This is a genomic window from Corynebacterium sp. HMSC072A02, from assembly GCF_001810085.1.
Taxonomy (GTDB): domain Bacteria; phylum Actinomycetota; class Actinomycetes; order Mycobacteriales; family Mycobacteriaceae; genus Corynebacterium; species Corynebacterium hesseae.
The window spans coordinates 84,322-104,989 of record NZ_KV799873.1 but is presented as its reverse complement, the minus strand read 5'-3'; the positions used below and the strand labels follow the sequence as shown (position 1 = coordinate 104,989).

Genomic DNA, 20,668 nt, shown 5'->3' with positions numbered 1-20,668 from the left:
GTCTTAAAGGAGACCCACCACTATGAAGATCTACGATTGCATCATCCTCGGCACCGGCTACGGCGGACTGGGCATGGGCGCCCAACTTGTTCGCGACGAGCAGCAGGACTTCCTCATTCTCGAAGCAGCCGACGAGGTCGGCGGCGTGTGGCGCGACAACACCTACCCGGGTGCTGCCTGCGATACCCAGGCTCTGATCTACTGCTACTCCTACTTCCTCAACCTTGGCGTCTCCCGCATGTTCGCCGGTCAGGACGAAATGCAGGGCTACCTCAAGGCTCTTGCTGAGGAATTCAACCTCTACGACCACATCAAGTTCAACCACCGCATCACCAACGCCGAGTGGAAGGAAGACCTCAAGGCATGGGAGATCGAGGCCAACGGTGAGACCTACTACGGCCGCGTCTTCGTCGGTGCGTGGGGCCAGCTCTCCAAGCCGAAGGTTCCGAACTTCCCGAACCGCGAGGCATTCCAGGGCGTGCAGTTCCACTCCGCCGAGTGGAACCACGACGTTGACCTGGCCGGCAAGAAGGTCGCCGTCATCGGAAACGCGGCTTCCGCTGTTCAGCTGGTTCCGGAGGTAGCAAAGGTGGCGGAGAAGCTCTCCGTGTTCCAGCGCTCCGCTAACTACATCCTGCCGCGCAACCAGGTCATCTTCACCGATGAGGAACTTAAGGAGTTCCAGGAGAACCCGGATTCCTACCGCGCTATCCGCCAGGAGATCCACGAGGTCCGCGAGGAGGGCTTCGACCGCACCCGCAAGGGCACCGATTCCGCTGCTGAGGGTGTCGAGCAGGCCATGGAGCACCTGCGCTCCCAGGTCAACGACCCGGAGCTGGTGGAGAAGCTCACCCCGACCTTCGCCTTCGGCTGCAAGCGCATCCTGCGCTCCGATGACTTCTACCCCACCTTCAACCGTGACAACGTAGAGCTCATCACCGCTGGCATCGAGAAGTTCACCGAGACCGGCATCCGTACCGATGACGGTGCAGAGCACGACTTTGACGTGGTCATCTACGCCACCGGCTTCCACTCCCAGGAGTTCCAGGGTGATTTGCCGATTGCTGGCCGCGATGGCGTCGACCTGCGCGAGCGCTGGGGTAACTCCCCGGAGGCTTACCTGGGCATGACCGTGGACGGCTTCCCGAACTTCTTCATGCTCTATGGCCCGAACACCAACCTCAACCACCACTCCGTGGTGGCCATGCTCGAGGCACAGGATCGCTACATCTCCCAGGCCGTTGCTTACCTGCGCGAGAACCCGGAGGCAGCCCTCGACGTGAAGAAGAACGTCATCGACGAGTTCAACACCAAGATCCAGAAGGAGCTCGAGGCATCTGCGTTCTCCGCTGACTGCTCCTCCTGGTACAAGAACGAAGAAGGCCGCGTCATCAACAACTGGTCCGGCAACGTCGCTGAGTACTACGAGCTGACCGACAAGCTCGAGCTCAACGACTACGAGCTGGTCTAGGAGGTAGTTCACAATGCACACTCTGCACGACGATTTTTCCGGGCGTCCCGTCGCTGAGGATGCGTGGAAGGCGCTGAAACCTTTCCGCGATGGTGGGGCGAAGTCCTTCCATAACTTCCCCATCCCGCAGGTGCGTGAGAACTACGTAGCCTCGGCCCACGCCAACCCGCTCCACGAGGAGAAGGAACCCGCGACCACGGATTTCCAGGTTGACCAGTTCCAAGTTCGCCTCTACGACCCCCGCCCGGAGGCGGAGCGCGGCCAGGAGACCCCAGCGGTGCTCTACATGCACGGCGGCGGCTGGCTCATGGGCAACCTGGAGACCCACCACTCCTCGGTACGCCGTATCGCGGTGCTGACCGGTCTCCCGGTCGTTGCGGTGGACTATCGCCTTGCCCCGGAGCACACCTACCCGGCGGCTATCGACGATTGCCGCGCTGCCTACCGCTGGTTGTCCAACCCTGAGGCCGAGCACGGCCTGACCGTGACCTCCATCGCGGTAGCGGGTGACTCGGCCGGCGGCCAGCTCGCCGCTACCCTGGCGAACGAGTTCGTGGGCGAAGAAGACGTCGCCAAGCTCAGCTCCCAGATCCTGCTCTACCCCATCACGGATTGCTCCCGCGAGCGAACCGAGAACGGTGCCTCCTACAAGCGCTTGGAGGAGGGCTTCCCGCTGGCATCTGACACCATGCGCTGGTTCATCGATACCTTCGTCACGGAGGAGGCACAGCGCACGGCAACGGATCTCTCCCCGCTGTTGCTAGAAGAGCTGCCGGAGGGCCTGCCCCCGTCACTCGTGATCACGGTGGATAACGATCCGCTCGCGGACGAGGGCATCGAGTACGCCGGCAAGCTGGCGAAGGCGGGCGTCGACGTCACGCACAAGCACCTTCTGGGCTACCACCACGGGCTGTTCACCTCCGCCGGTGTCATTGACCGCGGCGAGGAAGAGCTCGCAGTCGTCGCCGAGTTCATCAAGGCGGCAGCGAACTAGAAGCTTCCGCTCCATCACGCACGGGGCAGGCACCTTCAAAGGCAGCCTGCCCCGTTTGCATAAGTAGCTATTTCTGTCCACCTAAAGTTAGGTTCACCATGCTTAAACGCTCATTCGGCATCGCGATGGCCTTCATCGGCGTACTCGCGGGTGCCTCCTTCGCTTCCGGCCGCGAGGCCCTTCAATACTTCGTTGCCTTCGGCAACATGGGCATCGTCGGTGCCATCGTTGCTGCACTGGCCATGACCATCTCCGGTATCACTATTCTCCAACTAGGTTCTTATCACCGTGCCAAGGAGCACACCTCCGTCTTCAACGCGGTGTCCACCCCCATTGTGTCGAAGGTCCTCGACTTCGCCACGCTGACCTGTCTTTTTTGCATCGGCTTCGCCATGTTCGCCGGTGCCGGCGCCAACCTTAACCAGCAGTGGGGCTGGCCAGTATGGATCGGCGCGGTTCTCATGCTCGTGCTCACCCTGCTAACTGGCCTGCTTGACGTGGACAAGGTAACCATCGCCATCGGCGCTATCACCCCGTTCATCATCGTCCTGCTCACCATCGGCACGGTCTATACCGTGCTCACGTCCAACCCCGATTGGTCGCACCTCAACGAGCAGGCACAGCAGCTGCCGACGACGCTGCCGAACTGGTGGGTCTCCTCTATCAATAACCTGGGTCTTAACGTCATCGTCGTGGTCTCCATGATGATCGTTATTGGCGGTAACTTCCTCGATGCTAAGGAAGTGGGCTACGGCGGCATCCTCGGCGGCCTGTGCTTCCTGTTCCTGCTGGCGGTCCTCGTCGGTGGCCTCTACGTCTCCGTGGGCCCGATCACCGAGGCTGAGATGCCAACGCTGGCCATGATTGAGCAGATTCACCCGTGGCTTGGTGTCGCCATGTCCGTTGCTATTTACGGCATGATTTATAACACCTCCATCGGCATGTTCTATGCCTTTGCCAAGCGCCTCACCCGCGGCAAGCCGCAGCACTTCTACAAGGTCTATGTCATCTCCGTGCTCATCGGCTTTGTCCTCTCCTTCATTGGCTTCTCCAACCTCATCGGCTGGGTTTACCCGATTCTGGGCTACATGGGCATCGCCATCATGTTCATCATCGGCTTCGCCTGGCTGAAGAACCGCGGGGAGCTGCAGTCCGAAGCGGACCTGCGCCGCCGCGCACGCGAGCTCCTCAAGAAGCGCTTTGAGAATGACAACCACCTCTCCGATGAGGAGATGCGTGAACTCGTGGCCATTGCTCGCAACTCCTCCATCCCGGAGTCTGACTTCATCAAGGAAATCATGACGGAGGTTGATTCCGCGGATCTCCCGGAGGACATGCAGATTGGCGATGGCAAGCTCCACGCGCTCATTACCGGCAAGCCCATCCCACGCAGCAAGAAGAAGGTGTAGTTCTCTCCCCTCCCCCTCTCACTCTCTGCCCTCACACCTTCTCCGTGCCCCGCATCCAGCCGCCTAGCGCTGCATACGGGGGCGCAGCGCTTTCCACAGCGCCCACAGGACCAGGTCTGCATCGGAGAAGCGGATGCGTTCCGCCAGTGCCTCCAACCGGTGCCGGACCGTATTGGCATGTACACCCACGACCTTGGCCGCGCGGGCGACGGAAAACCCTTCGGCCTCATAAGCATGGAAGATTTCTTCCCCATCTTTAATGGAGCCGATGGCGCGGTCGAGCTGCCCCACTGCATCTTCGAGGCCGCGCTGCCCCAGGTAGGCCGCTGCCTTCTCAATGGCACTGCACTGAGAAAACTCCATGCTCTGCAGGTGCAAAGAATGTTTCCGTTCCACCCCCACAGCGGCAAGCAATGCCTGCAGCCACGCCTGCGGGCCTTCCTCGACGGTATCGAAGCCGTCGGAAAGCCCCACTGAGCCGAAGAGCACATCCGCAATCTTGGTCTCAGTACCCGATTGCGTCGTCAGTACGCAGGTACGACCAGCCACATATCCCAGCACCAGTGGCACGCCCGCATCTTGGGCCACGGCGAAAGCTTTGTCGCGCACATCACTGCGATAGGAATCCTTGATGGAATCGGAAACGATGAGGCGCATTTTCGCGTGTTCCGAAAAGCCCCGCCTGCGCAACGTGGTGGCCACTTCTTCCCTATTCGAATTCTCATCGCACAACGCCACCATCAACGCGCTCGATTCGGCAACGTGGTTGCGCAGGATGTTTCTCTGCGCCATGAGGGAAGCGGTGAGTAGTTCCTCCAGCGCTGCGAAAGCGGGGTCATCGAAATCTGCATCCTGACTGGTCTGCCGCCCCCGGATCAGCCAGTAGCCATGGTCGAAGGAGGGGCTCTCACCAGCAATGTCAAGCCACCGAGCAAAGACCTTCCAACGCCCCACGTGCATGCTCGTGGTGCTGTGGTTGACCACCACCGACAGGGAACGTGCAATACTCCGCGCAGGCAGTTCGCCGGCGGCGGCAATAACCCGACCATCAACGGTCAACAACAACAAGGAATCTCCACTAAACCTAGCAAATCGCGCGAGGATCTCGGACTCCGGCGCCGGGTTAACCAACCCGGGGCTTAATTGCCCGATGGTGCTGAGCTTGCGCCAGGATGCCAGGTTGGGTTGGCGCCGCAAAAGCTCATCCACCGCGCGCCGGATATCTTGGCGCGTGATCCCATCGGTGCCGTACAGGAGGGCGCCGGTTCCCTCTACCGAGTCCAGGACTTCCTGCTCATCGAACTCGGAGTCGAGGAAGATGACCCCGGCGGCGTCGACCAGCCGGCGCTGGATGGCGCGTGGGCTTCCCTCCGGCTGGGGAAGGACTAGCCAGCCCGCCACGTCCCCATCGCCCTCGGCGCACAGCCCCACAAAATTCTCATCCTCGAGCGTCTTGCTCAAGCGGCGCAGCCGCGGCTCCATCACGACGAGATCGGCGATCCGCAGCACCGGACTTTCATGTGACGCCACTTAATCCTCCGAAAAATAGTGTCCTATCTTACTTTTAATCAGGTAATTCTAGCGCCCTTCAACCTGGCTTTTTGGAGTTTCCTCCACCGTTTTCCATCTTGATTCACCGTTTCTCCATTGCTCCCCTCCTCGTGCCATATCAAGATTCCTCTCAACCGAATTCACCATCTTTTGAAAGAGAGGTCCACACCATGACGGAGACCAAGCCTTTTCGCGTATCCGTTGACGTCGGCGGAACGTTCACCGACGTCGCGATTGTTAACACCGAGACCCACGAGTTGTCGGTAGCCAAGGTTCCCTCCACCCCGGATGACCCGATGAAGGCGGTGATGAACGGCCTCAAGTCGGCCGACGTCCAGCTCAACCAGGTCGAGGTGTTCTCCCACGGCACCACAGTGGCCACGAATGCGTTGATCCAGCGCCGCTTCCCGCCGGCAGCGCTCATCACCACGAAGGGCTTCCGCGATGTGTTGGAGATCCGTGACGGCACCAAGGATGAGCTCTGGGATGCCTACCACGACGTTCCGGAGCCCTATATCCGCCGCCGCGACCGCTACGAGGTCGAAGAGCGCATCGACTTCGACGGCGCAAAGGTCACCCCGCTCGATGAGGCAGAGGCACGCCGCATCGCCGGCATCCTGCGCCGCAAGAAGATTGAGACCGTGGCGATCTGCTTCATCAACTCCCACGCCAACGCCTCCCACGAGGAACGCATGGCGGAGATCCTGCGCGAGGAGCTTCCCGACGCCGCTATCTCCACCTCCTCCGAAATCCTCCCAGAGATCTTCGAGCACGACCGCTTCTCCACGACCGTCGCCAATGCGGTCCTAGCCCCGCTCGTCTCCGGCTACGTCAACCGCCTATCCCGCCAGCTGGAGGAAGGCGGCTACGACGGTGACCTGCTACTCCTCCACTCCGGCGGCGGTTCCATGACCCCGGAGATGGTCTCCCGCTACCCGGTCCGCCTGGCCGCCTCCGGTATCGCCGCCGGCGCCATCGCGGTGCAGGACATCGCTACGCGCTGCGGCTACTCCAACGCCATCGGCCTGGAGATGGGTGGTACCTCCACCGACATCGCCTTGGTCTACGAAGGTGATATTCGCATTACCAAGCAGTGGCAGGTCGAGTACGGCTTCCCCATCTGCTTCCCGTCCATTGAGGTGGGCACCATCGGTGCCGGTGGCGGTTCGGAGGCCTGGATCGATGAGGCAGGATCCCTGCGCAATGGTCCGCAGTCGGCCGGTGCGGATCCGGGGCCGGTCTGTTACGAGCGCGGCGGCACCGAAGCCACGAATACCGATGCCAATGTCACCCTCGGCCGCCTCGGCACTGAGCTCATCGGCGGCGCGCTGAAGCTCAACCCGGATGCCGCGCGTGAGGCCGTCAACAAGACCGTCGCCGATCCTCTGGGCCTCGATACCGAGACCGCCGCGGAAAACATCGTCCAGGTGGCCAACGCCAACATGGCCGACGCCGTTCGTCTGCTGTCCATCCGCCGCGGCTACGACCCGCGTGACTTCGTCCTCGTCGTCGGCGGCGGCGCCGGCGCACTGCACGGTGCCGAGGTGGCCCGCGACCTCTCCATCCCCCCCGTCGTCGTCCCGCCGCACCCGGGCGTTACCTCCGCACAGGGCTGCCTGCTCGTGGATATCCGCCACGACATCACCAAGATGTACCAAGCACCCGTGGACGAGGTAGACACCGCGGACCTGCGCAAGGAATTCCAAGCGCTCATCTCCGAGGCCCGCGAGCGCCTCCACAAGGAGCACGTGCCTGAGGAGCGCATGAAGTTCAAGCTGACTGCGTCCATGCGCTACCGCGGCCAGTGGCGCTCCCTGACGGTGGAAATCCCCGAGTCCGATAACCCGCTCGATGATGCCGTCGCCATGTTCCACGATGAGCACGAGCGCGAGTACTCCTTCGCCGACCGCGAAGGCGCTGTGGAGTTCTACCAGATTGGCCTCATCGCTATCGGTGAGCTGGAGAACCCGCCTTTCAAGCACTATGACGTCGAAGAGCACGAGGCAGAGCTCCCGGAGACCACCCGCCCTGTGTACTTCTCCGCGCACGGCGGCTGGGCCGATGTCCCGATTTACCACCGCCCGGATCTGAAGGCCGGCGCAAAGCTCAACGGCCCCGCCATCATCGATCAATTCGACGCCACCACCGTCATTCCGCCTGGTGACCGCGCAGAAATTGATGAGTGGTCCAACATCCGCATCCACATCGGCAAGGCGACCAACGCCTAAGACGCTCGCCTAAGACTCTCCTTTGAAAGGAATCGACATGACTACTACTCAGACACAGCCACAGAAGCCGTCGCCGTCTTCTTCCAGCCGCCGTACGCTCGACCCGGTTACCTTCGAGGTACTCAAGAACGCCTTTGCCACCTCGGTCAACCTCATGTCCGAACAGATTCTTCGCACCTGCTATTCCTTCGTTATTTATTCGCGCGACTTCTCCTCCGCGCTCTGCGACGCCGAAGGCAACACCGTCATGCAGGGTGACCAGGACATCGCCGTCCACGTCGGCACGCTGCACTTCCAGTGCCAGGCCGTGCTCGAGGAATTCGGCGATGACATCCACGAAGGCGATGTTTTCGCCATCAATGACCCCTACCAGGGCGGCACGCACATGAATGACGTGTCCTTCCTGCGCCCCATCTTCTACGAGGGCACCCTGCTGGCCTTCGCGCAGAACAAGGGCCACTGGGCTGATGCCGGCGGCTCCGTCCCGGGCTCCTTCGATGTGTCCGCCACTAACTACTACACCGAGGGCCTGCGCATCACTCCGGTGCGCGTGTGGTCCAAGGGCGTGTTCCTCAAGGACGTGGCCAAGCTCCTAGCAGGCAACACCCGCAGCCCAGAGATCGTCATGGGTGACCTCAAGGCTCAGGCTGAGGCGACCGCAGTCTGTGAGCGCGAAATCCACCGTCTCGTGGACAAGTACTCGGTCGACATCGTGCGCACCGCACTGCGGGAGGTCCAGGACTACGTGGAGGACATCGTCACCGCCCGCGTCGCCGAGCTTGACGACGGCGAGTGGTCCACCACCGACTACCTCGACCTCGACCCGGCAAAAGAAGAGGGCTTGGTTCCCATCAAGGTCACGATGCGCATCAAGGGCGGGCGCCTGTCCTACTCGCTGGATGGATCCGCGCCGGCAGTCGCCAGCTTCCTCAACGCGGGCTATGGCTCCGCGTTCTCCGGAATCGTCGCCGGTACCAAGACCTTCTTCCCCGACGTGCCGCTGAACTCTGGCCTCTACCGCGCCATGGACATCGACCTGGGTCCGGAAGGCACCGTGGTCAACGCCGGAATCCCGCACGCTGTAACCGGCTTCTGTTCCGGCCCCTTCGAGAAGATCATGAACGCCGTCTTCGAGCTGTGGTCCCAGCTCATGCAGGAGCGCGCCATGGCTTGTGCCTTCAACCTGGAATACCTCCTCATCGGTGGTTGGGATACACGTGATGCGAAGAAACCGCAGGATAAGGGCGATTTCTTCATGTGGTACGACTGGATGGCCGGCGGCTGGGGCGGGCGTGTCGACCGCGATGGTTCCTCTGCCACAGCACCGGTCTTTGGCCCGGGCCTGGCGGTCCAGCCGGTAGAAGGCCAGGAGCGCCTCTCTCCGGTCCTCACCAGCCACCATGCTCTGGTCACCGACTCGGCCGGCCCCGGCAAGTACCGCGGCGGCGTCGGCGTATCCAAGGGCGGCGTGCTCACGGATGCAAACCAGACCGTGATGAGCTACTGCTGTGATCGCGCGCGCTCCGTTACCTGGGGCATCGACGGCGGGCTGCCGTCCATCCCGCAGGGCGTCTGGCTCAACCGTGGAACCCCGGATGAGAAGTTCCTCGGCGCGCTCTTCTCCAATGTTCCGGTGGGTCCGGGCGATACCTTCGAGCGCCCCTCTGCCGGTGGCGGTGGATTCGGCGATGCCCTGGAGCGTGACCCGAAGGCTGTACTGGAGGACGTCATCGACGGCTACGTCTCCGTGGGCCGTGCCGCCAAGGACTACGGCGTTGTCATACACGCCATCGATCCGGAAATCGACGAGTACGAGCTCGATGAGGATGCAACGAAGACGCTGCGTGAGGAGCTGCGCTCCACCCGCCTGGACAAGCTGGCGGAGTCCCCGGAGTCCGTGGCTGAGCGCTACAACGCGGGCGAGCTGGACCAGCTCGACCTGGTCCGCCACTACGGCGTCATCCTGGACTGGGCCACCGGTGAGCTCCTGCCCACCACCACCCAGCAGTACCGCGAGCAGATGACCAAGCGTTCCTCTTCCCACTGGAAATAGTAAGCGCCCTGACTGCCCCCTAAACTAGGGGCATGTCTCTCCTCGGCACCGTACTCTCCCACCTCGCCAGCGGCACCCGTGTCCCCGACGAGCTGCGAGAGCAACTGGATGCCGAGGAGCTCAGTTCGCTTCGGGCCGTTGAGGAGACCATGCGCGCCAACCACACGTGGCGGGTGATGTCGACCAAGCTGCTCGATGTTTCCCAGATGCTCAACTCGGGCCGCGAATCCACTGATATCTTCCACGCCATCGTGCGCCACGCGCGCACCACTATTGGCACGGACGTGGGCTACCTCAGCCTCAACGATGAGGACACCGGTTTTACCAAGGTGCTGGCCACCAGCGGTGTCGTCACTGAGGAGTTCCGCACCATCAACATGCCGATGGGATCTGGAATCCTCGGCATTGTGGCCGCCACCAACCGCCCGGCGTGGACCTATGACCATTCCGCCGACCCCAACGTCACGCACGTGGATTACGTGGACCGCGCGGTGGAGGCCGAAGGCATCCGCGGTATCCTTGGCGCTCCGATTCGCATTGCCGGGCGCACCATCGGCGCGCTCCTTGTGGGCGACCGCCACCCCCGCCACTACACTCACGAGGAAATTGCCGCGCTCGAGGTGCTTGGCTCTATTACCTCTGTGGCATTGGAGAATGCGCAAGTCATCGAGAGCCAAGGCGAATCCGTTGCCGAGCTAACCCGCTCGCAGATAGCTCTGAGCCGCCATGTGGAAGAGCTGCAGTGGCTCAATGAGGTCAACGCGAAACTGCTCCACGTGCTCATGAACAATGCCAGCTTCGAAGAGCTGGAACGCGTGCTGGCTGAAAGCCTCGATGCTCCGGTGATGCTGTGGACCACGGAGGATGCCCCGGACACTTTCCCAGCAAGCACGTTCCCTGTGGAGTTTAATGGCCGCGCACTAGGAACGATTGGTGTGGACAAGCAGCTCAGCGACGCCGAATTGCGCGTCATCAGCCATGCTTCCGCAGCCTTTACGTCGATCGCCCTTTTTGCTGAGGCGCTTGTCGACGCCACCGCGCGCAAAGTCGATGACCTGGTCTATGCCGTAGCCCTCGGCAATGCCGGGCGCGAAGAGATTGCCCGCCTGCGACATCTGACGGGTATCAGCCTGAACTCCTCAGCACAGCTGTATTTCGTCGGCCTGCACTCAGCAAAGGGCCTGCCCACTCGTCCGCAGCTGGAACACCTCTTGCCGGGTAATGCCGCTATTACGCACCACGATCAGCACGTGTGCGTGCTGTACCAGCCGGATCGAGGTATCGATGCGGCGCTGGCCCCGCTGCTATCTGAGTTCCCCGATTTAGCGGTCTCCGCCATCGGCTTTGATGGCCTGAGTGAAGCACGCAGCGCACATGATTCCGCCATGTCTTACCTGGAATCAGCGCTCGCCCTGGGAGTGCGCGGCCGTCTGATCACCGAGGACTCCCTGGGCACGGTGGGCCTCATTTTAGGCGCGGACCCACACGCATTGAACGCTCTTTCCACACGCACCATCGGCCCGCTGCTGCGTTATGACGAGGAGCATTCCACGGAGCTGACCGATACCGCCCACCACTACCTGCTCTCTGGACACAGCATCCCGCAGACCGCCCAGGCGATGTTCATCCACCCCAATACGGTGCGCCAGCGGCTCGACCGGATCTCGGAGTTGATGGGTGATGAGTGGGCCGTCGGCCAGCGCGGGCTCGATGTCTTCGTGGCGCTGCGCGCCCACACGCTCAGCAAGTAGAGAATTCCCTATCTAAATAGCTGTCTGATGTAGATTCCCCCATACCGTTCCCGCCCTCACCGACATCCTGTGGCGTACATTACGTTGCATTAACCCCACCCGATGTCTGGAGGTAGATATGTCTGACACGATTACCATTCGCGGCGCCGTCCTGGAGCGCTCCGGCGATGAGCGTCCCTACGCCGACTCCAAGCCCATTACCGTGAGCGAGCTCGAGCTCACCGCCCCCGGCGAGGGCGAGATCCTGGTCAAGATCACCGCCGCTGGCCTCTGCCACTCCGACCTCTCCGTGGTCAACAACAACCGCCCCCGCCCGCTGCCGATGCTGCTGGGCCACGAGTCCGCAGGCATCGTCGAGGAGATTGGCCCGGGCGTTACCAACGTCAAGGTCGGCGACCACGTGGTCATGACCTTCCTGCCGCGCTGCGGCGAGTGCGCTGGTTGCAAGACCGACGGCAAGATGCCGTGTGAGGTTGGCTCCAAGACCAACAACGAGGGCACCCTCATCCGCGGTACCCGCCACCTCACCCGCAATGGTGAGATGGTCCAGCACCACCTCGGCGTTTCCGGCTTCGCAACCCACGCAGTGGTTTCCGAGCTCTCCGTCGTACCGGTTGGCTCCGATGTCCCGGCGGACATCGCCGCTATTCTCGGCTGCGCCATCCTCACCGGTGGCGGCGCCATCCTCAACGAAATCGATCCGAAGCCGGAGGACAGCATCGCCGTCGTCGGCCTCGGTGGTGTGGGCATGGCCGCCATCATCACCGCCGCTGCGCTCGGCGTAAAGGAGATCGTGGGCATCGACATGCAAAAGGACAAGTGCGAAAAGGCCCTCGAAATCGGCGCCACTTCCGCCATGACCCCGCAGGAAGCTGAAGAGTCCGGCAAGAAGTTCACCGCCGTCGTGGAGGCCGCCGGCCACCCGAAGGCATTGGAGACCGCCTACAAGGTCACTGCACCGGGTGGCCTGACCGTCACCGTTGGCCTGCCGGCACCGGGCTCCACCATCACCATCGACCCGCTCGTGATGACCGGTGAGGCACGCCGCCTGCACGGCTGCTACCTGGGTTCCTCCGTTCCGTCGAAGGACATCCCGAAGTACGAGCAGCTGTGGCGCGAGGGCAAGCTCAACGCCGAGGCCCTGATCTCCGACCACATCAAGCTCGAGGACATCAACACCGCCATGGACCGCCTGTCCGACGGTGTGGCGCTGCGCCAGATCATCGAGTTCGACTAATCAAGACTCGTCTAAACCTCAACCACTTCACCTTTCCTCACCAAGCCCTGCGCGGTTCGCGCCCGTAGGGCTTGGTCCCTTTTTCTTTGAAAGGAGGCCGTCATGGCCGCAACCACCGAAGCCGCCGAACCCGAAGAACAGGGAATCGGTCAAGCTTCGCCCCACTGGAAGATGGGGCCATTTGATGTCCGCTTGCCGTTCGTGCACTACCGCATTGAGTGGCCGGACTTTGCCCAAGGCCTGTTCATGTGCGTGGTCGATCTGGGCGCTATCCCCCTGATGACTGAGGCCCTCGGCATGCCCTATGAGGCGGCACTGGCCGTCGTCATGCTCAACGGCCTTCTCTACCTGACTCACCACCTCTTGGGTGACCCGGTTGTCCCGGGCTGGATTACCCCAGCTATTCCGCTGCTGACGGTCTACATCCAGACCTTCCCGGAAGGAGAGCAGCGAATCTGGGCGCTGATCAGTTTCCAGCTCTTGCTGGGCATATTCTCCTTAACACTGGGTATAACTGGGTGGGCGTCAAAGGTCGTTCGCCTCATTCCTTCAGGTCTGCGCGCCGGTATCGTGCTTGGTGCCGGTATTGCAGCGATTATCTCGGTATTTCAAGAAGACGGACGTTTCCACTCCTTCCCTATCACCATCACCATCGCGGTGGCCGTGGCCTTCTTCCTCATGTATTCGCGCGGCTTCCAGGCACTGCGGCAGAAGGCCGCCGGCTGGCGCTTCCTGGCTTCGCTAGGCATCCTGCCTGCAATCTTCGTCGCGGTTTTCGTCGCACCGCTGGCCGGCGAGGCACCGTGGCCGGACGTGGAATGGGGCTTCTCCAAGCCTGACTTCATCACGCTGTGGTCTGAGTACACGGTCTTCGGCGTTGGCTTGCCGCCGGCGCACATGTTCCTTACCGCCATCCCCACAGTGTTGGCTGCCTACATCGTCGTCTTCGGTGACGTCCTGCAAGCCAACGCCGTTCTCAAGGAAGCCGACCATGTCCGTACGGATGAGGCCGTGGTCTACAGCCCGTCGCGCGCACACCTCCTCTTCGGCGGCCGCAACATGCTGATGTCCATCATCGGCCCAGACATCGCCATGTGTGGTCCACTGTGGGCGGCGATGCACGTGGTCATCGTTGAGCGCTACAAGCAGGGCAAGCGCGCCATGCGCACCATATTCGGTGGCGCGGGCTCCTTCCGCTGGGGCACCAACACGGGCCTCCTCCTGCTACCGATTACCTCTTTCGTTGAGCCTATCCTGCCGGTGGGCTTGGCACTGACGCTCATCATCCAGGGCTTCGTATCCGTGCGTGTGGGCATCATGGAGGCCAAGAACCAGAAAGACCTCGGCATCGCAGGCATAACCGCTGGCGTGCTGGCCACCCAGGGCGCCGCGTGGGGATTCGCCGCCGGCATCATTATGGTGCTGGTCATCTACGGCAAGGACATGTTCAAGGACGAGCGCGACGGCACCATCCGCAACTTCGATGAGATCGATCCGGAGGAAGGCTTCGCCGACGCGCAGGCGGATTTCACGGAGCTGGCAGAACTCAATGATCTAGACGCTGACGGGCACCCGATCGATCCGAACGCCCACCGCACAGGATCCAAAGAATCTCCAAAATCTAGCGAGACCTAAGCTCAACCAGCTTATTCCCCAAGGTGCTTCCCTCCCCAATAGCAGTTCACCCCTAGCTGCAGGGGAGGGTTTCGCATTTCATCCTTCTATGTCAGCTATTCGAGAGGCTGCTGGATGGAATCCGTTTTATCCGTGGGGCTGTATTCTCTAAATAGACGTCACAAATTTAAGCCTCATTTGATGATAGGAACTGTTCCAACAGGGCTTCCAAACCAGTTTCAAACGACTTGTCCGCACGAAGTTTAGATTGTTCGCTCTCCTCCGAAGACTGCTCTCGGAATTGAGCCAAGTAGATGTCATTCATCTTGTTCAATGGACTATCTCCAGGCCCAGGCGATTCAAAAATATTCAAAGGCGCATGAACGTCGTAAGCAGAACCAAAAACAAGAGACTCTACTGCGACAAGCCTCGTAATAACTTCCGGTTCGGGAACTCCAGCGAGTGCAATTACTTGGACGAGCAATTCGTACATCGAAATCGTTTGGGGCGAACCATAAAGTGGAAGCTCAGTAATTACGCGAATCAGCGGAATATTATCAGCCAGAATATCCCGATACGACCATGCCCATTGCCGAAGCGCATCAGCTGCTGGTAGTTCCCCTGCAAGGGCGTGCTTCAGCGACGAAGTATCGACCTTTGCAATGATGTCATCTTGTACCAGAGCCAGCAGTTCTTCTTTATTCGAAATGTGATTATAGAGCGCTGCGGTACTGACCTTCATTGACCGAGCTACCGCTGACATCGATAGGGCTTCAAGCCCCTTGCGCTCAACAATTTGCAGTGCGGCTGATGCTATTTTTTGCCGGTTCACCAGCGCTTTCACTGGCCGCCCTTTGGGGCGCGAAACATTTACCACTGTGATCCCTACAATTCTTTCCGCGCGTTTGTTACTGTAGTCACAACGTTAAATTAAACCCTTTAATTTAACGTTGAAACACCATCGTCCATACGAAGGTCTCACTCACCGCATACCTACTGCACGCGAAGGAGAAACGCTCCAATGGTCACGCAACGTAATGGTAATCCCAACGCCGAAGAGCGCACAGTCGATGTTGTAATCATCGGCGCCGGTGCTTCAGGGCTAATGGCTGCCCGCACTCTCAAGAAAGCAGGAAAATCAGTCTGTGTTCTCGAAGCCCGCAATCGCGTGGGCGGCCGTACCTGGAACGGAAAGGTACTCGACGACCAAGGTACTGAACACTTCATTGAGATCGGCGGCCAGTGGATTTCCCCCGATCAAACGCGCCTCACCGAACTCGTCCAAGAGCTCGGACTCGAGACTTTTGATCGGTACCGCGAAGGAAAATCAGTCTACGTGTCCCCAGACGGCACGCGCCACGAATTTGAGGGAGATACCTTCCCAACGTCAGAGGAAACCGCCTCCGAGATGAATCGATTGATCGCTGAGCTCAATCAGCTGGCCGAGGAAGTCGACGCTAACGCCCCTTGGGAGCACCCACGAGCCAAAGAACTCGATAGCCAATCCTTCCGTGACTGGTTAGAAAGCCTATCTGACGATTCTGAGGCAATTGACAACATCTCGCTTTACATTTCCTCTGGAATGCTTACTAAGCCTTCCCGCACCTTTTCCGTACTTCAAGCAGCTCTGATGGCTTCATCTGCTGGTTCTTTCGACAACCTTGTTGATGAAAACTTCTTGCTTGATAAGCGAGTTGCCGGCGGCATGCAGTCAGTTTCCATAACGATGGCAGAGGAACTCGGCGATGACGTCATTCTCAGTTCACCTGTTCGCACTCTCGAATGGGCTACGCCAGATCCTTCTACGGCAGACGCCCCCAACAATGTTGAAGCGGACGTCCGCAATGGTGTGGACAACAATGGTGGACCGGGAACCGTAACTGCCTATTCTGATCGCGCTGTTGTCCATGCTAAAAACGCTATCCTTGCGGTTCCGCCAAACCTCTATAATCGCATTTCCTACGTGCCTCCCCTGCCGCGAGAACAGCATGTTGCCCATCAGCACATTTCCATGGGTCTCGTCATCAAAGTTCATGCAGTCTATGAAACTCCCTTCTGGCGTGAAGAGGGACTGTCCGGTACTGCATTCGGTGGCGATCGACTCGTTGCCGAAATCTATGACAACACCAATTACGGCAAAAACTTCGCAGGCGGTGAGGAAGGAAAAGAAGACGCATTCGGCACATTGGTTGGCTTTGTTTCCGACGTTTACGCCGAAGAGATGTGGGCTCTCCCCGCTGAAGAACGCAAAGAGCGCATCCTCGATGCAATGTCCATTTACCTTGGTGACAAGGTGAAGAAGCCAATCGCATTCTTCCTCTCTGATATGGCGGCCGAAGAATGGACTCGCGGAGCCTACGCAACGTCATACGATTTGGGTGGACTATCGCGTTGGGGCCATCTTCAGAACAAACCAACCGGCCCTATCTATTACTCCTCTTCTGACATCGCTGGTGCAGGTTACCAGCACGTCGACGGCGCGGTGCGTATCGGTGAAGCCGTTGCGAAACAGATTCTTGGGCAGGGATAAGCGGTGACTGTTCATGAATCCACCCACAGATTTTCCGCGCCGCAGGGCTAACGGCTCTCTGCTAGTCGCATACATCGACACCTCTGACGGTCATGATGCTCTCCATTTAGGAATTGCTCTCGCGCGTGAGCGCCAGGTCAACCTGAAGATAGTCTCGGTTATTCCTCCTGTTAGTCCTCAAGGTTTTGGTGTTCAGACTCAAGATCCTGGTTACAACGCGATTGTGCGAGAACAAACCGAACAGCGTCTCGCCAGTGCGTTAAATAGTCTTCCCGCTGACATTTCTGCGACATGGCACGTCGTCGAGGGGACAGAACCCGCTCTTGCCTTGAATGATGCCGCGCAAAAACTTGAGTGCGATTTAATCGTCGTCGGAGCACGCTCAGGCGGACTTTTGAACCGATTCCGCATCGGTACAGTACCCAGTTCATTGCTATACACAGCACAAACACCAGTAGCGCTAGCTCCTCAAGACTATTCATATCCAGGACCGATAACGAGTATTTCTGCCCTTGTTGGCCCGCGCCGAGGACGATCAGATGTCGCGGCAATCGGACTGGACCGCGCAAACCGCCGAGAGATTCCATTACGCATCATTACCTTGAAGATCTCCGGAGAAGATGCCGGGCACGGATTTGAGCTCCCACTCTCGGAGGCAATCGAAGAAGCGGTTTCCAAGGGACAAGCGTCACGCATCACTACTTCGGGATCAAGTGTCCAGTCAGCGCTGCGAAACCTTAGCTGGGAAGAGGGCGAAGTGGCAGTTCTTGGTTCTGCGCGTATTGCCGGCGATGGTCGGCTCTTCCTTGGCACAACTGCTCATCGAATCCTCAAGCACTTACCAGTTCCAACCATTGTTGTCCCTTCGGGCTACATGTCGCTGAAAGGAGGTGCTCCCTCATGAGTGAACAACCAGCAGTTTCAGAGAAAGGATTGGCAGTCGGCAAAGTCGGTTTGCTCGGAGCTGTCGTCATTGGCATTAGTTGTTTGGCGCCAACTTACACACTCACTTCGGGAATCGGTCCTGCCATCTCGGCCGTGGGCGTCTTCGTTCCAGCCGTTCTCATTCTGGGGTTTATCCCCATGCTGCTTGTGGCCTTTGCTTACCGCGAGCTCAACAACCGTGCTCCTGATTCAGGAACCACTTTTACATGGGCGACCAAAGCCTTCGGCCCGTGGGTCGGTTGGATGGGTGGCTGGGGTCTGATCGCCGCCACGATATTGGTCCTATCGAACCTTGCCGCAGTGGCCGTTGACTTCTTCTATCTGCTCATCGCACAGCTTGCCGGTAGACCAGAGCTCGCTGAACTCACACGCAACCTCTGGGTAAATATTCCAACCACACTTGTGTTCTTAGTTGCTGCAGCTTGGGTCGCGTATCGAGGTATGGACACAACGCAGAAGATGCAATACATCCTCGTTGCAATTCAAATCATCGCAATTGTCTCCTTCGATGTCGCAGCATTATGGAGGGCTTACAACGGAGATGGATTCGATTTCACCCCGATCCAATTCAGCTGGTTCAACCCATTTGAAATCAAGGACTTCTCGGTGGTTGCTGCCGGAATCTCACTATCCATCTTCATGTTCTGGGGCTGGGATGTCACCCTAACTATGAATGAAGAAACGAAAAACCCAGAAAAAACTCCTGGCCGGGCGGCTACCGTCGTCATCGTCATCACGATCATTTTGTATGTACTTACAGCGGTAGCCGTTATGGCATGGGCGGGCATCGGCGAAAGCGGACTAGGCGCCGGTAACCCAGACAATCAGGAATCAATTTTTGCAGTGCTTTCTTACCCGGTTATGGGCCCATTTGCCATCCTTATCTATATCTCGGTTCTAGCTAGCTCTTTTGCATCCTTGCAATCCACGCTGGTTAGCCCCGCCCGCACGATTCTGGCGATGAGCTATTACAAAGCTCTTCCCCCACAATTGGCTCGAATCAGCCCACGATTCCAAACTCCAACCGTCGCAACGATTGTCGCAACCGTCGTTTCTGGAGCCTTTTACGCCATAACAAGAGTGCTCTCAGAGAATGCACTTTGGGACACAATTGCTGCTCTTGGTCTCATGATTTGTTTCTATTACGGCATCACAGCAGTTGCCTGTCTGTGGTATTTCCGAAAAGAACTCTTTACTTCAGTAAGGAACTTCCTGTTTAAGTTTCTATGCCCGTTGCTGGGCGGTGGCTTCCTTCTATTAATGTTTTTCATCACCGCTTATGACTCCATGGACCCGAGCTTTGGTTCCGGTTCTTCTCTTGGAGGGGTCGGAATCGTCTTCATCCTGGGCGCCAGCATCCTCGTGCTCGGTTTAATCCTCATGTTCATTACCCGACTCCGCAACCCAGATTTCTTCACGGGCTCAGTAATCAGCCGTAGTGAATCCAGTTCAGATACAACAACCCCAAACTTTTCCTAGGAGGAAAAATGTCTCAGTACCGTGTACAGAATCCAGTCAACAACAAGATCATTGAAACTTTCGATGCTCTCGATGATGCTGCTATTGAGCCAATCCTCGAAGCTTCTTCCGTAGCTTTCACCGAATGGTCTGGAACTCCAGTCTCACAACGAGCAGAAATTGTGGCCAAGGCAGCTTCACTCTTTGAAGAACGCAAAGAAGAACTCGCTGCCATCATTGCTGAAGAGATGGGGAAGCCACTTCCGGAAGGCGTTGAAGAAGCCGAGTTCTCATCTGCCATCATCCAGTACTATGCGGACAACGCGGAGAAGTTTCTCGCGGATCAAGAGATCCCTACGGAGGCGGACGGTAAGGCATTCATTCGCCGCCGCCCATTCGGGCCTCTGCTCGGCATCATGCCGTGGAACTTCCCGTACTACCAGGTAGCGCGATTTGCAGGACCCAACCTTGTCGCAGGAAACACCATCATCCTTAAACACGCGGAGATTTGCCCGCGTTCTGCTCTGGCGATCGAAAAGATCTTTCTCGATGCCGGCCTTCCGGCAGGGGTGTACACCAATGTTTTTGCTACCCATGAGCAAATCTCTACCTTGATCGCAGATCCCCGCGTTCAAGGAGTTTCTCTTACCGGATCCGAGCGGGCCGGAGCTATCGTTGGTGCACAGGCTGGCCAGCACCTCAAGAAAGCCGTACTCGAGCTTGGAGGTTCAGATCCATATGTCATCCTCGACACGGATGATGTTAAGGCTTCAGCCGAACTCGCTTGGGGTACGCGTATCTACAACACCGGCCAAGCCTGCAATTCAAACAAGCGGCTTATTGTCGCAGAAGACATTTATGACGAGTTTGTTCAAGAACTAGTTAATCTTGCACAACAAATGGAGCCAGGACTACCGGATACTGCCGGGGAAACTGTGTATGCCCCGCTATCTTCCCGTAGCGCTGCAGAGAACCTCAAAGAACAGCTCGAGCGCGCTGTTTCTGCTGGAGGCCAGCTACTGGCGGGTGGTGAACTCTCAGAGGAGGGCGCCTACATCTCCCCTGCAGTAATCACAGATATCCCTCGAGGTAGCGATTCCTATTATGAGGAATTCTTTGGACCGGTCGCCACGGTCTACAAGTTTAAGACTGATGAGGAAGCGCTCGAGATAGCTAACGACAATGTCTTCGGCCTTGGCGCAGCAGTGTTCTCTCAAGACTCCAAGCGAGCCCAAGCAATTGCTGAGCGCATCGAATCTGGCATGAGCAACGTCAATACACCAACTGGTGAAGGTCCTGAACTCCCCTTTGGTGGTGTCAAGCGTTCAGGTTTCGGTCGCGAGCTTGGTTCACTTGGTATCGAGGAGTTCATCAATAAACAGATGTACTTCATCGCCAACTAAACACAGCTAGGCCCGAAGCCTCTT

14 protein-coding genes are annotated in these 20,668 nt (G+C 58.9%); 12 read left to right on the top strand and 2 right to left on the bottom strand.

Features of this window, described 5'->3' with window-relative positions; translation table 11 throughout:
- Positions 1 to 22: 22 nt before the first annotated feature.
- The 3 genes from HMPREF2698_RS11470 to HMPREF2698_RS11460 all read left to right on the top strand — a co-directional run bounded on the left by HMPREF2698_RS11470 (position 23) and on the right by HMPREF2698_RS11460 (position 3,874).
- Positions 23 to 1,471, top strand: a complete 1,449-nt coding sequence (locus tag HMPREF2698_RS11470; RefSeq protein ID WP_070564820.1) for a flavin-containing monooxygenase — start codon at positions 23 to 25, stop codon at positions 1,469 to 1,471.
- Between the two features lie 13 nt (positions 1,472 to 1,484).
- The gene (locus tag HMPREF2698_RS11465) at positions 1,485 to 2,465 is read left to right on the top strand and encodes an alpha/beta hydrolase (RefSeq protein WP_010189241.1); all 981 of its coding nucleotides are present in this window, start codon (positions 1,485 to 1,487) and stop codon (positions 2,463 to 2,465) included.
- A gap of 98 nt (positions 2,466 to 2,563) precedes the next feature.
- Complete coding sequence (locus tag HMPREF2698_RS11460) at positions 2,564 to 3,874, top strand: YkvI family membrane protein (RefSeq protein ID WP_070446244.1); 1,311 nt, start codon at positions 2,564 to 2,566, stop codon at positions 3,872 to 3,874.
- Positions 3,875 to 3,937: 63 nt separating this feature from the next.
- Here the strand turns inward: HMPREF2698_RS11460 and HMPREF2698_RS11455 are convergent, their stop codons facing one another.
- Positions 3,938 to 5,404 (bottom strand): helix-turn-helix domain-containing protein, encoded by a 1,467-nt coding sequence (locus HMPREF2698_RS11455; RefSeq protein ID WP_070564817.1) that lies wholly within the window; start codon positions 5,402 to 5,404, stop codon positions 3,938 to 3,940.
- Between the two features lie 191 nt (positions 5,405 to 5,595).
- Here HMPREF2698_RS11455 and HMPREF2698_RS11450 point away from each other — a divergent pair, with 191 nt between their 5' ends.
- From HMPREF2698_RS11450 to HMPREF2698_RS11430, 5 genes are all read left to right on the top strand, one after another.
- Positions 5,596 to 7,653 (top strand): hydantoinase/oxoprolinase family protein, encoded by a 2,058-nt coding sequence (locus HMPREF2698_RS11450; protein ID WP_070564814.1) that lies wholly within the window; start codon positions 5,596 to 5,598, stop codon positions 7,651 to 7,653.
- A 37-nt stretch (positions 7,654 to 7,690) separates the two neighbouring features.
- Positions 7,691 to 9,706, top strand: coding sequence for a hydantoinase B/oxoprolinase family protein (locus tag HMPREF2698_RS11445; RefSeq protein ID WP_070564811.1), 2,016 nt, complete (start codon positions 7,691 to 7,693; stop codon positions 9,704 to 9,706).
- Between the two features lie 32 nt (positions 9,707 to 9,738).
- Positions 9,739 to 11,457, top strand: a complete 1,719-nt coding sequence (locus tag HMPREF2698_RS11440; protein ID WP_070564808.1) for a helix-turn-helix domain-containing protein — start codon at positions 9,739 to 9,741, stop codon at positions 11,455 to 11,457.
- 118 nt (positions 11,458 to 11,575) lie between these two features.
- Complete coding sequence (locus HMPREF2698_RS11435) at positions 11,576 to 12,694, top strand: alcohol dehydrogenase catalytic domain-containing protein (protein WP_070564805.1); 1,119 nt, start codon at positions 11,576 to 11,578, stop codon at positions 12,692 to 12,694.
- 102 nt (positions 12,695 to 12,796) lie between these two features.
- Positions 12,797 to 14,329: a permease family protein gene (locus HMPREF2698_RS11430; RefSeq protein WP_070530937.1), complete on the top strand. Its 1,533-nt coding sequence runs from the start codon at positions 12,797 to 12,799 to the stop codon at positions 14,327 to 14,329.
- Positions 14,330 to 14,495: 166 nt separating this feature from the next.
- Here the strand turns inward: HMPREF2698_RS11430 and HMPREF2698_RS11425 are convergent, their stop codons facing one another.
- Positions 14,496 to 15,152, bottom strand: coding sequence for a TetR/AcrR family transcriptional regulator (locus HMPREF2698_RS11425; protein ID WP_141748954.1), 657 nt, complete (start codon positions 15,150 to 15,152; stop codon positions 14,496 to 14,498).
- Positions 15,153 to 15,329: 177 nt separating this feature from the next.
- On the opposite strand from HMPREF2698_RS11425, the gene HMPREF2698_RS11420 reads away from it, so the two are divergent.
- The 4 genes from HMPREF2698_RS11420 to HMPREF2698_RS11410 are packed head-to-tail and all read left to right on the top strand — an operon-like array spanning position 15,330 to position 20,644.
- Complete coding sequence (locus HMPREF2698_RS11420; protein WP_070523376.1) at positions 15,330 to 16,838, top strand: flavin monoamine oxidase family protein; 1,509 nt, start codon at positions 15,330 to 15,332, stop codon at positions 16,836 to 16,838.
- Between the two features lie 13 nt (positions 16,839 to 16,851).
- Positions 16,852 to 17,742 carry a universal stress protein gene (locus tag HMPREF2698_RS13060; protein WP_083303840.1) on the top strand — a complete coding sequence of 297 codons (891 nt, stop codon included), beginning with the start codon at positions 16,852 to 16,854 and terminating at the stop codon, positions 17,740 to 17,742.
- Positions 17,739 to 19,262 (top strand): APC family permease, encoded by a 1,524-nt coding sequence (locus tag HMPREF2698_RS11415; protein ID WP_070523379.1) that lies wholly within the window; start codon positions 17,739 to 17,741, stop codon positions 19,260 to 19,262. The genes HMPREF2698_RS13060 and HMPREF2698_RS11415 overlap by 4 nt, the downstream gene beginning before the upstream one ends.
- An 8-nt stretch (positions 19,263 to 19,270) precedes the next feature.
- Entirely contained in the window at positions 19,271 to 20,644 is a 1,374-nt protein-coding gene (locus HMPREF2698_RS11410; RefSeq protein WP_070564799.1) for an NAD-dependent succinate-semialdehyde dehydrogenase, read from the top strand.
- Positions 20,645 to 20,668: the final 24 nt, after the last annotated feature.

Coding starts and splice junctions, on each gene's coding strand:
- HMPREF2698_RS11420 (WP_070523376.1), top strand. CDS start 15,330: ATGGTCACGCAACGTAATGGTAATCCCAACGCCGAAGAGCGCACAGTC.
- HMPREF2698_RS11450 (WP_070564814.1), top strand. CDS start 5,596: ATGACGGAGACCAAGCCTTTTCGCGTATCCGTTGACGTCGGCGGAACG.
- HMPREF2698_RS11460 (WP_070446244.1), top strand. CDS start 2,564: ATGCTTAAACGCTCATTCGGCATCGCGATGGCCTTCATCGGCGTACTC.
- HMPREF2698_RS11435 (WP_070564805.1), top strand. CDS start 11,576: ATGTCTGACACGATTACCATTCGCGGCGCCGTCCTGGAGCGCTCCGGC.
- HMPREF2698_RS13060 (WP_083303840.1), top strand. CDS start 16,852: ATGAATCCACCCACAGATTTTCCGCGCCGCAGGGCTAACGGCTCTCTG.
- HMPREF2698_RS11465 (WP_010189241.1), top strand. CDS start 1,485: ATGCACACTCTGCACGACGATTTTTCCGGGCGTCCCGTCGCTGAGGAT.
- HMPREF2698_RS11445 (WP_070564811.1), top strand. CDS start 7,691: ATGACTACTACTCAGACACAGCCACAGAAGCCGTCGCCGTCTTCTTCC.
- HMPREF2698_RS11410 (WP_070564799.1), top strand. CDS start 19,271: ATGTCTCAGTACCGTGTACAGAATCCAGTCAACAACAAGATCATTGAA.
- HMPREF2698_RS11415 (WP_070523379.1), top strand. CDS start 17,739: ATGAGTGAACAACCAGCAGTTTCAGAGAAAGGATTGGCAGTCGGCAAA.
- HMPREF2698_RS11470 (WP_070564820.1), top strand. CDS start 23: ATGAAGATCTACGATTGCATCATCCTCGGCACCGGCTACGGCGGACTG.
- HMPREF2698_RS11430 (WP_070530937.1), top strand. CDS start 12,797: ATGGCCGCAACCACCGAAGCCGCCGAACCCGAAGAACAGGGAATCGGT.
- HMPREF2698_RS11440 (WP_070564808.1), top strand. CDS start 9,739: ATGTCTCTCCTCGGCACCGTACTCTCCCACCTCGCCAGCGGCACCCGT.